The 14,656-nt window shown below is 67.8% G+C and carries 15 protein-coding genes and 1 tRNA gene; 1 reads left to right on the plus strand and 15 read right to left on the minus strand.

Going from position 1 to position 14,656, the window contains the following annotated elements; all coding sequences use genetic code 11:
- Positions 1-24: 24 nt before the first annotated feature.
- The 5 genes from KWG56_RS17240 to chpT form a co-directional block, all read right to left on the minus strand.
- Positions 25-1,686: an MHYT domain-containing protein gene (locus tag KWG56_RS17240; RefSeq protein ID WP_219353074.1), complete on the minus strand. Its 1,662-nt coding sequence runs from the start codon at positions 1,684-1,686 to the stop codon at positions 25-27.
- Between the two features lie 6 nt (positions 1,687-1,692).
- On the minus strand, positions 1,693-3,588 hold the full coding sequence (locus KWG56_RS17245; protein ID WP_219353075.1) for a M20/M25/M40 family metallo-hydrolase: 1,896 nt from the start codon (positions 3,586-3,588) through the stop codon (positions 1,693-1,695).
- Between the two features lie 71 nt (positions 3,589-3,659).
- Positions 3,660-4,475, minus strand: coding sequence for a CheR family methyltransferase (locus KWG56_RS17250; RefSeq protein ID WP_201099849.1), 816 nt, complete (start codon positions 4,473-4,475; stop codon positions 3,660-3,662).
- A complete protein-coding gene (locus KWG56_RS17255; RefSeq protein WP_201099850.1) occupies positions 4,472-4,849 on the minus strand; it encodes a response regulator in 378 nt (125 codons plus the stop codon). The genes KWG56_RS17250 and KWG56_RS17255 overlap by 4 nt, the downstream gene beginning before the upstream one ends.
- Positions 4,850-4,937: 88 nt before the next feature.
- The gene (gene chpT / locus KWG56_RS17260) at positions 4,938-5,603 is read right to left on the minus strand and encodes a histidine phosphotransferase ChpT (RefSeq protein WP_219353076.1); all 666 of its coding nucleotides are present in this window, start codon (positions 5,601-5,603) and stop codon (positions 4,938-4,940) included.
- 97 nt (positions 5,604-5,700) lie between these two features.
- Between chpT and cysQ the strand changes: the two genes are divergently transcribed.
- Positions 5,701-6,528: a 3'(2'),5'-bisphosphate nucleotidase CysQ gene (cysQ, locus tag KWG56_RS17265; RefSeq protein ID WP_219353077.1), complete on the plus strand. Its 828-nt coding sequence runs from the start codon at positions 5,701-5,703 to the stop codon at positions 6,526-6,528.
- Here the strand turns inward: cysQ and KWG56_RS17270 are convergent, their stop codons facing one another.
- The 10 genes from KWG56_RS17270 to hppD form a co-directional block, all read right to left on the minus strand.
- Positions 6,529-7,752: a hypothetical protein gene (locus tag KWG56_RS17270; protein WP_219353078.1), complete on the minus strand. Its 1,224-nt coding sequence runs from the start codon at positions 7,750-7,752 to the stop codon at positions 6,529-6,531.
- 125 nt (positions 7,753-7,877) lie between these two features.
- Complete coding sequence (locus KWG56_RS17275; protein ID WP_219353079.1) at positions 7,878-8,216, minus strand: hypothetical protein; 339 nt, start codon at positions 8,214-8,216, stop codon at positions 7,878-7,880.
- A gap of 77 nt (positions 8,217-8,293) precedes the next feature.
- Positions 8,294-9,925, minus strand: coding sequence for a peptide chain release factor 3 (locus KWG56_RS17280; RefSeq protein WP_201099855.1), 1,632 nt, complete (start codon positions 9,923-9,925; stop codon positions 8,294-8,296).
- 73 nt (positions 9,926-9,998) lie between these two features.
- Positions 9,999-10,083: transfer RNA gene (locus KWG56_RS17285), tRNA-Leu, on the minus strand.
- A gap of 73 nt (positions 10,084-10,156) precedes the next feature.
- On the minus strand, positions 10,157-10,678 hold the full coding sequence (locus KWG56_RS17290) for a CcdC protein domain-containing protein (RefSeq protein WP_219353080.1): 522 nt from the start codon (positions 10,676-10,678) through the stop codon (positions 10,157-10,159).
- Between the two features lie 54 nt (positions 10,679-10,732).
- Positions 10,733-11,749 carry a fumarylacetoacetate hydrolase family protein gene (locus tag KWG56_RS17295; RefSeq protein ID WP_219353081.1) on the minus strand — a complete coding sequence of 339 codons (1,017 nt, stop codon included), beginning with the start codon at positions 11,747-11,749 and terminating at the stop codon, positions 10,733-10,735.
- 61 nt (positions 11,750-11,810) lie between these two features.
- The gene (locus tag KWG56_RS17300; protein WP_219353082.1) at positions 11,811-12,074 is read right to left on the minus strand and encodes a hypothetical protein; all 264 of its coding nucleotides are present in this window, start codon (positions 12,072-12,074) and stop codon (positions 11,811-11,813) included.
- 3 nt (positions 12,075-12,077) lie between these two features.
- On the minus strand, positions 12,078-13,148 hold the full coding sequence (locus tag KWG56_RS17305; RefSeq protein WP_219353083.1) for an isoaspartyl peptidase/L-asparaginase family protein: 1,071 nt from the start codon (positions 13,146-13,148) through the stop codon (positions 12,078-12,080).
- An 11-nt stretch (positions 13,149-13,159) separates the two neighbouring features.
- Positions 13,160-13,345, minus strand: coding sequence for a hypothetical protein (locus tag KWG56_RS17310; protein WP_219353084.1), 186 nt, complete (start codon positions 13,343-13,345; stop codon positions 13,160-13,162).
- Positions 13,346-14,446, minus strand: coding sequence for a 4-hydroxyphenylpyruvate dioxygenase (gene hppD / locus KWG56_RS17315; protein ID WP_244999565.1), 1,101 nt, complete (start codon positions 14,444-14,446; stop codon positions 13,346-13,348). It abuts the gene before it with no gap.
- Between the last annotated feature and the right edge of the window lie 210 nt (positions 14,447-14,656).

The raw sequence follows: 14,656 nt of genomic DNA on the forward strand, positions 1-14,656 counted from the left end.
TTTTGAAGTTCGAGAACCTGGGGATCAGGCGACCGATTCTGACGTGTCGCCCAGCGGCAGGCGCAGGCTGAAGGCGAAGCCCTCGGGCGGATAGGCCAGGGCCGCCGATCCGTTCAGGGAGCGGTTGATGGTGGAATCGATCAGGTCTGAGCCGAAGCCGCGACGTTCTGGCGAGCGGACGGCGGGACCGCCGCTTTCGACCCAATCCAGCAGCAGGACGCCTTTATCGACCGACCAGTCGACGCGCACCAAGCCGCCCGCCGCCGACAGGGCGCCATATTTGGCGGCGTTCACCGCCAGTTCGTGAAACGCCATGCCTAGGCCTTGCGTCTGCAGCGGGTTGAGGCTGACGGATGGGCCGCTCAGATGCACCTGTTCGTCGGCATAGGGCGCCAGTTCCTGCACCAGCAGTTCGCGCAGATCGACCCATTCCCAGTTCCCCGCCGTCAGCAGGTTCTGGGTGTTGGACAGGGCCAGAAGCCGCGCCTCGAACAGGGTGGTGAACATCTTGATGTCCGGGGTCCGGCGCGCGGTCTGACGGGCGATGGACTGGACCGTGGCCAGGGTGTTCTTCACCCGGTGATTCAGTTCGTTGATCAGGATGCGTTGCTGGCGTTCGCTGTCGGCCAGGGCCTGATAGGCCTGACGTCGGTCGGTGATGTCGGTGATGACGCCCGACATCCGCATGGGGCGGCCTGAACGGCTGCGGATCAGGCGTCCGCGCAGGTGGAACCAGCGGTCTGTGCCCGCCAGACGCCATTCCTGATCATAATCGGCTTCGCCCGCCATGGCCCGCGCCAGCGCGGCCAGGTGGAAAGGAAGGTCCTCGGGCGACAGACGGTCGCCGATTTCGGTGGGGCCAAGCCGCGCATCACGCGGAATCGACAGGATTTCGCGGGCCCGATCCGACAGGATGGGAGAGCGCAGAGGCAGGGCGGCCTCCCAGAAGCCGACGCCGCCTGCATCAATGGCGGACAGAACATTGGTCCTCTGATCCAGGATCGAGGCCCCCAGCGCCAGGAACAGTATGATGACGCATCCGGCTGTGACCGCCGCCGCCAGGGCGACCGGAGACGCGCCTCCGGCGTGGGGGACGTGTGAGGCGGGGGCCAGGATGACAGCGGCCATGCCGGTATAGTGCATGGAGGCGATGGCCAGACCCAGGATCACAGCGGCCAGGGCGCGCCAGCCCTGACTGCGTTCGCGCCGCGCCGCTGCAAGGGCCGCTGTCGAGGCCACCACGGCGATCAGGACGGACAGGACGACCAAGGCTGGCCGATAACCCAGGGTCGCGGTCGTGCGCACGGCGGCCATGCCGACATAATGCATGGCCACGATCGACAGCCCCATCAGCAGACCGCCCGCAGGCAGGACGTAACGCTTTGACCCCGGTCGGCTGGCGGTCAGGAAGGCGACGCCGGTTCCCGCTACGGCCAGCAGGAAGGAGACGAACGTCAATCCAACTTCGTAGGAGACGGGGGAGCCGGGATCGAAGCCCAGCATGGCGATGAAATGCATCGACCAGATGCTGATGCCCAGCACCAGGGCGGCGACGCCCAGCCATTTGAGCCGCGCCGAGCCCAGATGCGCCCGCATCCGGCCGAACAGGTCCAGAGCCGTCCAGGCGCCCAGAATCGCGACGGCGACAGCGACGGCGGCGAACAGGCTGATGTGGTCGTGATGCACGCGGTTTCAGCTCGGATTGGTCAGGGTGGATTGGACGGGGTCAGGATGGGGTTGGGCGGACTGGGCCGCCAGCGACAGGCCGCCGCCCAGGATCAGGCTGACTGCGCCGATGACGGCCAGCGTGCGGGCTCGGAGCGGCTGAACCGGCGCCAAGGGCCGCGCCAGCATGGCGATCAGCAGGCCGAACAGAGCCAATGCGCCGGGCAGGTCCATGCCGATGCCCAGAAACACGCCGTGCGCCTGCGCCAACAGCCAGCCGCCGACGATCAGTGTGACGACAACCGATGGGATCAGCGCGGTCCAGCGCGCCAGCCGCGCGCTGATCAGGGCGGTCGCGGCGGCAGCGAGGGCGGCGGCCAGACCGGGCCAGATGAACAGGAAGGCGGCTTCCGGCGCCAAAATCTGCGTGACGAGGCCCAGCGCCAGCACCACGATGATCAGGCCCAGCCAGCCGCCCCATGTCGTCTCATCCTCGCCCATAGGCCAGAGCGTCAGGATGACGGCGATCACGGCGGCGCCCGCGACAACGGGGTTCAGGCCGCCCAGCGCCAGGGCCAGAACCGCCGCCAGAACGAGAACCAGCGCCAGCAGCCGACGCCCGACCAGGGCCCGTCCGGCGAACAGGATCAGGACGGCGGCTGTCACCGCCAGCCCGGCCCCCGCCTCCATCCACGGCAGGCGGCGCAGCAGGGTGTAATACAGCTCGGGCGTGTCGATCTGTTTGCCGATCGGCCCGGCCAGAACCCGCACCGCCTGGGCCAGGACGACGCCGCTGGCCAGCAGCCAGACCCCGCCCGTCACGCCCTTGAGCACCGACGCGCGGCTGAGGCCCGTCGCGTGTCGCGCGCCCCAGCCTGCGAACCCGGTCAACAGGGCCGCCAGACCCAGCAGCAGCCAGCCGACGACCGGCGGATGACGCAGCACGGCCAGGCCGAACACATCGGCATAGACGGCGTTGTAAGTCGCCTTGGGCAGTGCGGGCGCGCGCAGGAAGCCGTCGGTCGCCTCCAGCGCCAGCGAGCCGATATGCTGCAGGCTGCCCTGATCCAGCGCGTCCGGCGTCGAGGTCGGCGCATGATACTGGTCTGGCCTGCCGATGAAGGCCAGGTTCACGCCTGCAATCCCACGATTGACCGCGATGGTCATGTCGGTGCCGTTGGGCATCAGACGATAGACGAAGACGGTCAGGGCGTTGCTGGACGGACCGCCGGTCGCGTCTTTGGTCGCGCGGGCGAACTGGGAAATGGTCTGGGCGTTGCCGGGGCCGGTCTCGAACATCATGGCCCGCCCGCCGCCGCCGCGCGCCTCCAGATTGACCACCATGCCGACCCGGTCGCGCAGCGGGTGCTCGCTGAAGAAGGCGCGCGCGCCGTCCAGGTTCAGTTCTTCGGCGTCGGTCAGCAGCACGATCAGGGTTCGGTCCGCCGGGCCCCGCGCCTTGATCGCCTGCACGGCTTCCAGAATGGCGGCCACGCCCGAGGCGTCGTCGGCGGCGCCGGGCGATCCCGGCACGCTGTCGTAATGGGCCATCATCAGGACGGCGGGCAGTTCAGGGCGACGTCCGGGCAGAACGCCGACCAGATTGACGGCCAGCAGACCCGCAGCATTGTCGCCGCGCTTTTCGATGCGGCTGATGGCGGCGGGCGACAGGGCGCCGGACTGCAGGCTGGGCGTCAGGCCCAGGTCGGTCAGCCTGCCCAACAGATAGGCCTGCACCCGGGCATGTTCGATGGAGCCGATGGGGTGGGCCGCACGGGCGATATGCCGCACGTCCGTCATCGCGCGGACGGCGGAAAACTCAGTGGCGGGCGACAGGGCGGGAGCGGGTTTGGGCGTCTGACTGGTCAGAACCGCCAGACCAAAGGCGGCTGCCAGGGACGCTAAAAGCAAGACCAGCCGCATAGTCACCCCCCGATGCCCAAACGGCGTACTTCAGCCCCGAACCGGCGTCTTGTGCAAGAGCGGCCTTGCAATCAGGCCGCGCGGCGAAGGGACGAGGGCGCCTTCACATACAGGCCCTTGCGCCCGTTGACGGGCCTGAAAGCGACGGTCTCGCCCTCCAGGCGCTCGTCCACGCCCAGGAACAGGCAGCCGTCGTCGACCAGCCGCCGCTCCAGCCCGTCCAGCACGCGGGCGCGACGTTGCGGCTCCATGTCCGTGATGACATTGCGGCAGAAGATGACGTCGAAACGCACATCGTCGGTGGGTTCGTCCAGCAGGTTGGAGCGTCCGAACCGCACCTTTTCAGCCAGTTCGTCGCGCACCCGCCATTGATCCTCGGCCGGTTCGAACCAGCGCAGCATGGCGTGGGCGGTCAGGCCGCGCTGGACCTCGAAGCCTGAGTAGATGCGCGAACGCGCTTTTTCGATCGCGCGCTGGGCCAGGTCGGTGCCGATCACCTCGACATGCGCGCCCGCCGCCTTGCCCGCCATGGCGATGGACCAGGCTTCCTGTCCGGTTGAACAGCCGGCCGACCAGATGCGGACGCGGCCGTCAGCACGCGCCTGGGCCAGGGCGGGAAGCAGCTCCTTCTCCAGCACGTTGAACGGCGTGCGGTCGCGGCGGAACCAGGTCTCGGGGTTCAGCAGGCATTCGATGACCGCCCAGGCCAGCGACGCCACGGGCTGGGCCCACAGATTGGCCAGCAGGGCCTCGACATTGGCGTAGCCTTCGCGGCGCGCAATCGGACCCAGCCGGTGTTCGGCCAGATGGATGCGGTCGCGCGCCAGTCGATAACCGGCGCGCGTGGCGAGCAAAGTCTGCAGCTTGTCGAAGTCGTCTGGCGTCATGCGGCGATCGCTCCGACCTCCGACAGTTTGGACTGCAGGATGTCGCCGTCGAACGGCTTCATGACATAGTCGTCGGCGCCCGCAGCCAGGGCTTCGGCGATCTTTTCAGGCCGGGTTTCGATGGAGCAGAACAGGGCCTTGGGTCGGTCGCCGCCGGGCAGGGCGCGCATCCGGCGCAGGAAGCTGAGCCCGTCCATCACCGGCATGTTCCAGTCGATCAACAGAACGTCGGGCAGGGCGCTGGTGCAATAGGCCAGGGCCTCGGCGCCGTCGGCTGCTTCATCGACCTCGTAGCCGAGGCCTTCGACGATGCGGCGCGCGACCTTGCGGATGATGCGGCTGTCATCGACGATGAGACACGTGCTGACGGACAAGACAGGACTCCTGGCGGGCGTTCGTCTTTACCCGATTCCCTCGCACCAACTATGGCTGACGCCAGTTAATGAGTCGTTGGTATGTCGGTCAAACCGGCATGACCGCCGCCAGCACGACCCGGCCGTCCTCGACCGTCGTGGTCAGGCGACCGCCCCCCTCCGTCACGGTCAGCCACAGCCAGTAGGGCTGGATCCACTGCCCCGCCAGACCTTCGCTCAGACGCAGGCCGTTCAGGCCGGTCAGGGCTTCGGGTTTCAATCGCGCGCGGGCGCCGTCGGCCTGTCCGCTCAGGTGCAGGGCGCCGTTCTCGACACGGGTTTCGATCACCGCGTTTCCGCCCATCGGCAGGGCGCCGACCGTCAGATAGGCCAGATTGATCAGGGCGCGGGCCTGGGGCTTGGTGAACTCGCCCTCCGCCACGCGCCAATCCAGGGTCGCCCGTCCGCCCTCGGTCACGCCGACGACCAGGGCCTGCAGCTCGCGGGCCGTGAACCGTTCGCTGGTGGTGGCGGCGCCGAAGGCCACGCGGGCGAAATGAACCAGGGCCACCATCTTGCGTGCGCTCTGGGCGATCAGGGCCAGGGCGTCGTCGCGCATGTCCTGCGCCGACGGATCGTCCAGCAGGTCCAGGCCCGAGACGATGGCGCCCGACGGGCTGATGAAGTCGTGGCACAGTTTGGCGGCGATGTAGGTGGCCAGCTCCGTCCCGTCCACGGGCAGATCGAGCGGGGCTTCGGCGTCGGTGTCGGTCATGGCGTCTGCAGCACTCGGGTCAGGATTCGTCTGGCGCATCAGGCTGACGTGATTTGCCGGTTCATGGAACCTTCGGGATGGTCTATCCAAAGACGTGATGACGACCTCCTCGCTCCCGATCCTCGACCGTGATCTGCAGTCCGGCGACCTGACCCTGAAATTGGCCGAGATCGCCGAAGAGGCGGCGCGCCTCATCCTGCCCTTCTGGCGCAGCGGCACGGCGGTCGAGACCAAGTCGGACGACAGCCCGGTGACCCAGGCGGATCGTGCGGCAGAGGCCCTGATCCTGGAACGGCTGGCCGCCCTCTATCCCGGCGTGCAGATGGTGGCGGAAGAGGCGGTGGCGGCGGACGGCGCGCCGACCCAGACTGACGACTGGTTCTGGCTGATCGACCCGCTGGACGGCACGCGTGGCTTTGTGCGCGGCGGCGAGGCCTTCACCGTCAACATCGCCCTGATCCATGAGGGGTATCCTGTCGCGGGCGTCGTCACCGCCCCCGCCAGCGAAACGACCTGGCGCAGCGACCGGCCCGGCGGCGGCGCCCTGCGTCGTCAGTACGGCGCGGTGCATGAGGGCGAGGCCCATGCCGGTGCGGAATGGCGGCCCATCGCGGTGCGCGACCGGCCCCAGGAAGGCGTGGCCCTGCTCAGCCACAGCATAACCGATGAAGAGGCGACGCGCCTGGCCGCCCGCCACGGGTGCACCCATTGGCAGGGCACGGACTCGTCGCTGAAATTCTGCCTGATCGCCGAGGGGCGTTTCGACGCCTATCCGCGCACCGGCCCGACTTCGGAATGGGACACGGCGGCAGGGCAGGCGGTGCTGGAGGCGGCGGGCGGACGGGTTCTGGCCGAAGACGGTCAGAGATTCCGCTATGGCAAGCCGCGTTTTCTGAACGGTCCGTTCGTCGCCATCGGCGGCTGATCAGGCGACGAAACGCGGCTTCAGACTCTCGGCTCGCTGAGCCAGGACGGGCACGCCCATTTCCTGAGCCGTGACGGCGGCTTCGGACAGGATCAGTCCCAGCCCGCTCGGCTGCGCATCGCCCAGACGGCGCCGCGCCAGGGCGATGGCGGCCATGCCGATCTGGTCGGCGGCCCAGTCCAGCGGCTGGGCGTGGGCCAGGCGGGCGCGCAGCCGCTGCTCCAGAAGCTCCAGGGCGGGCAGATTGCGCACCGCCTCGGCCAGGGCGACTTCCCGTGCGATGCGGCGTTCCCGCGCGAGGGCGCCGATCACCAGCCCCTGCCCCTGGGTCAGAGCCTCGGCCTGGGACAGGATCATCAGTGGCAAGGCCTCCTCGCCCGCGCGCACCACCTGAATGGCCGCCCAGTCCAGCGGGCTGTGGTCCGGCGTGAACTGATCCGCTGCCGCGTCGAACATCGTGCGGCCCTGGGCGTGGGCCTCGGCGTGGCCAGCAACGGCGGCCAGGGCCGACAGACCGGCGCCGCACAGGGCCAGGGCGCGCGCGCGGGTCAGGGGGCGGTGGTCCGGCGAGGCCGCCTCGACAAGGGCGCCCAGATCACGTCCGGCCTGATCCAGCAGGCGCGCGTCGCACTGAACGACCCCCGCATCCAGAGCCAGCACGGCCCGGTCCATGCGCAATTCGACATCATCGCCGCCTGCCCCATGCAGGGCGGCGTCCATCAAGGCGGAGGCGTCCATCAGGTCGGTCACAAGACCGCTGAGACGCGCCTGGCGCGCCTTGATCCGGGCGTGGACGACGGCCAGGTCGGAGGCGATGCGATGGCGGCGCGGGCGTCCCGCGCGGGTCAGGGCGGCCATGGCCTGCTGCAGGCGGTCCGGCTCGCCGCACAGGTCAAATCTCAGGATCAGGGCCAGAGCTGCATCAAGGGCGGCCAGGGCGGTCTGGTCTTCGCCCACGGCGGTGCGGGTCAGGCTGTCTGCGGCTCGGTCGGCGCGGTCCAGGCTGTCGAGGGCGCCGGAACGGCGGGCGTGGTCGCGCCACAGGGCGGCGGCGCGATGTTCGGTCTCGAACGGCTGAGGGCAGGAGACGCGGCCCGCATCAATGGACTCACGCCGGGCCTCGACCTGCAGCAGATCGACGCTGATCAGTTCGACCCAGCCCAGGTCCTCGCTTTCACGCGCCTGCGCGAACAGCTTTCTCAGGTCCCGGCCGAATTCGAACATGCGCTGGATGCCTCTGAAATCCCGCTTCGGGACGCGGAAGACGTCCCGACTGGATGACTAGCAAACGCAGCGCCGCACGGCGGGTTCGGCTCAGCTTGTTGTGGAACGTTTCGGATCGAACGCGGTTAGTCCAGATTCGGCGTGCGATGCAGGCAGCGTTGCAAGGCCGCCCGCGCGGCCGGGGCGTCGGCGTTCAGCTGGCGCACCGCCTCGATACGCGCGCGGGTCTGGTCGGCGTCGGCCGTGCGGCCCGGCTTGCCCGCCGCCGTCGCCGCCTGAATGGCGGTTAGCGACCAATAGAGAGCCGCATCATACAGTTTGCCGCCTTCATCGCTTTCGCCGCCTTCCAGCTCCGACGCGGCCTGTGTCAGTCCGGCGCAACGCACGGCTTCCTCGTAGGGGACGAGGTTGGCCGTGGTCTGCTGCATCAGCATCAGGCTGGCGAAGGCCAGGGTGGCGAACATCAAAGGGCTCCGCGACGCATGGGCGTCGTCAGCATCTGATCACGTCGATGCGGCGCTGAAAAGACGCAAGCGCGGCCTTAACCGCGTTCCTTGGTCTTAGTGAAGGCGATCTTGGGGAAACGTTCGCTGACATAGCCGGTCTCCCAGCTGGACTTGGCCAGGAAGACGGGGGCCTGGTCGATGTCGCGCGCCATCTGCGGGCGGTACTTGCCCGAGAAGTCCTCGACGTCTGTGTCTGCGCCGCCCACCCAGCGGGCCTCGGCGTAGGGGCTGGGCTCAAAGATGACGTCCAGCCCGTATTCCTCGCCCAGACGGTCGGCCATGACCTCGAACTGCAGCTGGCCGACGGCGCCGACGATGAAGTCCGCGCCGATCTCGGGACGGAACAACTGGGTCACGCCTTCTTCGGCCAGACCTTCCAGCGCCTTCTTCAGGTGCTTGGCCTTCAGCGGATCCTTGACGCGCACGCGCTGCAGGATTTCCGGCGCAAAGTTCGGCAGGCCCGCAAAGCGCACCACGCCGCTTTCCGACAGGCTGTCGCCCACGCGCAGCACCCCGTGGTTCGGAATGCCGATCACATCGCCCGCAAAGGCGTCGTCGGCCAGTTCGCGGTCAGAGGCGAAGAACATGATGGGCGCATTGACCGACAGGGACTTGCCCGTGTTCTGCACCTTCAGCTTCATGCCGCGCTTGAAGGCGCCTGAGGCCATGCGGAACATGGCGATCCGGTCGCGGTGGTTCGGGTCCATATTGGCCTGAACCTTGAAGACGAAGCCGGTCACCTCATTCGAGCCCGGCTCGACCGTGGTGTCGACAGGGGCAGGGGCGTTGCGGGTTTCGGGCGGCGATTCCTTTTTGGCCTTCATCACCTTGGGCGCTGGGGCCCAGTCGCCGATGGCCTTCAACAGTTCGTCGATGCCGAAGTGACGCAGGGCCGAACCCCACAGCACCGGCGTCAGATGGCCCTCAAGGAAGGACTGGCGATCGAACGCCGGATAGCCGCCCTCGACCAGTTCGACAGCCTCGGCCAGGGCGTCCTGTTCGCCCGCCTCGAAATACTGGGCCGCCTGATCCAGCGGCAGGGCGTCGGGGTGGCCGGGATCTTCGGCGGCGCCGGCGATCTTGCGGGTATAGGGCTGGAACCTGCCGGTGCCGACCTCGACCATGCCGCGCAGGCGGTTGCCGCTCTCGGCGGGCCACCAGATCGGCGCGGGATCAAGCTGCAGGCGCGAGGCGATGTCGTCCAGCAGGGCCATGGGGTCCTGGGCTTCGCGGTCCAGCTTGTTGATGAAGGTGATGATCGGAATGTCGCGCAGGCGGCAGACCTCGAACAGTTTCAGCGTCTGCGGCTCGATGCCCTTGGCGGCGTCCAGCACCATGATGGCGCAGTCGGCGGCCGTCAGGGTGCGATAGGTGTCTTCCGAAAAGTCTTCGTGCCCGGGCGTGTCCAGCAGGTTGAACATCTTGCCGTCGTGCTCGAACGTCATGACCGAGGCGCTGACGGAGATGCCCCGTTCCTTTTCGATCTTCATCCAGTCCGAACGGGTGCGCCGGTTCTCGCCCCGCGCCCGCACGGCGCCCGCCGCACGGATGGCGCCGCCCGCCAGCAGGATATGCTCGGTCAGGGTGGTCTTGCCGGCGTCCGGGTGGGCGATGATGGCGAAGGTGCGGCGGCGCGCCGCCTCTTCAGGCAGGGTCAGTGTCGACATGTTCGATCCTTGGGCGCGGCGGACCTAGCGCGGCGAGCGCTGAAAGTCGATCCATGGCCGGGAGCCGGGCCTTTGGTGCGGGTGGTCGGAATCGAACCGACACTCCTTTCGGAACTGGATTTTGAATCCAGCGCGTCTACCAGTTTCACCACACCCGCACAGGCGTGAGCAGGGCTCGCTCCTACAGGGACGCAACGGGGTTTTCAACCACCGCCTGCCGCTCAATGAAACTCAGGCGGCGACTTCGACGTGTTCGTCAGTTCCCCCCGCCAGAACCCGGCGCGCGCGCAGGTACATCTCAAGCCGTTGCGCCACTATCAAACCGATGGCGAAGATCATGAAGGCGTCGGTGATGACGACGGCGTCCAGATGCCAGGCGGCGGCGTTTTCCTGCATGACTTCACGCAAGCCGGTGCGCGCGGCCAGCAGGCCGACGATCAGCACCAGCCCCAGGGGCGAGGCCTGGGCCTTCAACGAACCATCGGGTTCTTTCTCGATGGTGATGGTCTTGCCGCGCCACCAACCCGCCGCCGCGCCCAGGACCAGGGCGGCGATGAAGGCGACATAGGCCAGGGGGCCGAACTGGGGGTGCTGGGTCGTCGCCCACAGTCCGGCGCAGATCAAGGGCACGACGATCGCGGGCATGACCCAGAGATACTGCGGCCTCAGCACGCGCTTGCGGCGATTGCGCAGCAGAACCAGGACCAGCACCACAGGGATGACGGCCAATGGGATCAGTTGTTGTTGCGTCATGAAGGGTGTCCCGGCCCTGTTGCTGATCGGGCCCGAACCGGGACGCTATACCTGTCAGGCCTCGCGCGAAAGCGGCTGAACCGTCTGTTCGATGGCGCCGAAGATGGAGTGGCGGCCGTCCAGCATTTCGATCCGCACCGTGTCGCCATGCTTGAGGAAGGGCGTCTCGGCCTTGCCCCGCAGGATGGTCTCGACCGTGCGCACCTCGGCGATGCAGCTATAGCCCAGTCCGCCTTCGGACACAGGCTTGCCGGGGCCGCCGTCCGCGTCCTTGTTCGACACCGTGCCCGAGCCGATGAGGGTTCCGGCGCCCAGAGAACGGGTTTTGGCCAGATGGGCGATCAGGGTTCCGAAGTCGAAGGTCATGTCCACCCCGGCGTCGGCCTTGCCGAAGTCCTGACCGTTCAGCTGCACGCTCAGTTCGCCATGCAGCCTGCCGTCTTTCCAGCGGTCGCCCAGCGCCTCGGGCGTGACGAAGACGGGCGACAGGGCGCTGGCGGGCTTGGACTGGACGAAGCCGAAACCCTTGCCCAGCTCGGCGGGGATCAGGTTGCGAAGCGACACGTCGTTGACCAGACCGACCAGGCGGATGGCGGCCAGGGCCTGTTCTCGCGTCGCGCCCTGGGGCACGTCTCCGGTCACGACCACGATCTCGGCCTCCAGGTCGCAGCCCCAGCTTTCGTCCGCCAATGGAATGGCGTCGCGCGGCGACAGGAAACCGTCCGATCCGCCCTGATACATCAGAGGATCAGTCCAGAAGCTTTCGGGCATTTCGGCGCCGCGCGCCTTACGCACCAGTTCGACGTGGTTCACATAGGCCGACCCGTCCGCCCACTGATAGGCGCGGGGCAGGGGGGCGGCGGCCTCATGCTCGCGGAAACGTCCGCGCGGCACGCCCTCATGCTCCAGGCTTTCGGCCAGGGCGCGCAGGGGCGGCTCGCAGCGGTCCCAGTCGTCCAGCGCCGCCTGCAATGTCGGGGCGATCAGGAAGGCGTCGGTGAACCAGTTCAGGTCCTGCGAGACGACCACGAGGCGGCCGTCGCGGCCGTGCTTGAGCGAGGCGAGTTTCATGACGTCAGGCCTAACCCGAATTCAGAAGCTTGGAAACTGAGCGTCGGTAACCGTCGCGCGATCAGGCGGCGGTCAGCAGGGCGCGGGCCTCGGCGCCGGTGCGGGCGGCGCGATCGCGCACCTCGACCTCGACGATGACCCCGCCCTTGGGCTCGACCGCCCAGATGTAGCGACGCTCGATCTCGACCGTACGGCCGGACGGGGCGAACCCCTCGTAACTGTCCCCCCAGGGCGTGATCTTCTTCACCTCGATGAAGGGCATGGCGCAGGCCGCATCCAGCTCTTCCTGGGCCATCACGGTCAGTTCGTCGTCGGCGGCGGGCATGGGTCAGTTCTCGTCGGCGTAGATGGCGACACGGGCGGGCGTGGCGGATGAGGCGGCGCCCCGGTACATGCCAGAGGTGTTCATGGCGAAGGCGGGGGTTCCGTCACGGTCCATGACGATGACGCCGCCGTCGCCGCCGATGGCGCCGACTTCATCGATTTCGGCCTGGGCCGCCGTCTGGACTGAGGCGCCCTCGGCCGTCCGGTGGCAGATGTCGCGGGCCACGGTGGCGCGGATGAAATACTCGCCCGATCCGGTGGCGGACACCGCACAGCCGTCGGCGTTGGAGGCGTAGGTGCCAGCGCCGATCACCGGCACGTCGCCGACCCGGCCCCATTGTTTGGCGGTCATGCCGCCGGTCGACGTCCCCGCCGCCAATCGCCCCTGGCTGTCCAGGGCCACGGCGCCGACCGTGCCGAACTTGCGTTCGTCCAGCGGGGCTTCGTTGAGCGAGGCCAGCGGAACCGGGGCGCCCAGCGTCGTCGGCTCGGGCGGCGCGCCTTGCGGGCGGGCGGGCAGGGGCAGTCCCTTGTCGCGCAGGGCCTTCAGCAGGGCCTGCCACCGGCTTTCAGTGAAGAAGAAGCCGGGATCGACCTGCTCCAGGCCGACCGAGGCGGCGAAGCTTTCAGCGCCCTCGCCGATCAGCATGACATGGGGCGATTGCTCCATCACCGCCCGCGCCGCGGCGATCGGGTGGCGCGTGCGCGTCAGACCGGCGACCGCGCCTGCGGTCAGATCGGCGCCGTTCATCACGGCGGCGTCCAGTTCATTCTTGCCGGCGGCGGTGAAGACCGCCCCGCGCCCGGCGTTGAACAGCGGGTTGTCCTCCAGCGACTGGATGGCGGCCTGAACGGCGTCCAGCGACGAACCGCCCTGGGCCAGAACCGCCGAACCGGCGTCCAGCGCCGCCTGCAGCCCCGCGCGATAGGCGGCGTCGCGTTCCGGCGTCAGGCTGGCGCGTTCGATCACGCCCGCCCCGCCGTGAATAGCCAGCGACCAGCGCGGCGTCTCTTGCGCGACAGCAGGCGTCGCCAGCAGCGCCAGGGCTGCGGCGGCGGTCATGATCTGTTTCATTGTCTTCCCCCTCAGGAACGGTGGTGCAGCCGCTTCCACACGCGATAGCCGATGATCGGCGCGAACCCGCAGATCAGGGCGGCGAACAGCACCACCCAGAACCCGCCCCCCAGCCAGTATTCGCCCGCCAGGGCGCCGGCGCCGGCCGCAAGGACCGGGCCGAGCCAAGGCAGCCATGTCGGCGGCCGCATCTTCATTCAGACGTCGACCTTGATGACGCCGCGGCGGATCTGGTCCAGCTCGATGGAATCGAACAGGGCCTGGAAGTTGCCGTTGCCGAAGCCTTCGTTGCCCTTGCGCTGGATGATCTCGAAGAAGATCGGGCCGAAGGTGTCCTGGGTGAAGATCTGCAGCAGCAGGCCTTCTTCATCCGAACCGTCGATCAGGATGCGGTTCTTGCGCATCCGCTCCACGTCCTCGCCATGGTTGGGCAGGCGTTTGTCGATCAGTTCGAAATAGGTCTCGATCGTATCCTGGAAGTCCACGCCGCGTTCGCGCATGGCCTCGACCGTTTCGAAGATGTTCTCGGTGGTCAGGGCGATGTGCTGGATGCCTTCGCCATTATAGCGACGGATGAACTCCTCGATCTGGGAATTCTCGTCCTGACTTTCGTTCAGCGGGATGCGGATGGCGCGGTCGGGCGCGATCATGGCTTGAGAGAACAGGCCGGTCGCCTTGCCCTTGATGTCGAAATACTTCTGCTCCTCGAAATTGAAGATGGAGTTGTAGAAGCCGGACCATGTCCGCATCTCGCCGCGGCGGACGTTGTGGGTCAGGTGGTCTAGGATCTCCAGGCCGACGCTGTTCTTGCGCTCCGCCTCTTCCCAGCCCTCGACCTCGTCCCAGGCGTCGTACAGCGATCCGCCGTCGCCATACTGGTCGATGACGTACAGCAGGCTGCCGCCGATGCCTTCCAGGATATAGGGATAGTCGTCACCCAACGCGCCGCCGTTTGCGCCCTGCGCGGCCTTGGCCCCGCGCTCCAGCGCGCCCTCATAGGCGGCTTTTGCGTCGGTGGTGCGGAAGGCCATGCCGTTGGCGGACGGGCCGTGGTCCTTGGTGAAGGCTTCGGCCTGTCCCTTGGGCGAGCGGTGCACCAAGAAGCTGATGTCGCCCTGTTTCAGGCGCACCACATCGGTCTTGGGGTTCACGTGCGTCTGGGTGAAGCCCATGATTTCCAGCCGCGTAATCATCGCCTCTGGTTCGGGGCCGGTGAACTCGACGAATTCGAAACCGTCGACGCCGAGGGGGTTTTCCTGATCGAGCTTGTCGGCTTCGGTCTGGGTCATGTCGTGCATGGAGCGTCTCCTGCATTATGTTTTGTGGCGGACTTAACCGGATGGGGCCGCCGATTGGCGCGGAACCTAATCGCGGATGACGACCGAGCCAAGGCTGGGCCACGGGGTCGTGATGGGGCGCCTCTGCGACAGAGGGTCGTGGATGACGTGCGGCCTTTGCCCGTGTATCGACCCCTGTGAACGTCTTCGGCGACGTTCTTTGGGAAACAC

It is taken from the genome of Brevundimonas nasdae (genome assembly GCF_019395145.1).
Classification (GTDB): Bacteria; Pseudomonadota; Alphaproteobacteria; order Caulobacterales; family Caulobacteraceae; genus Brevundimonas; species Brevundimonas nasdae.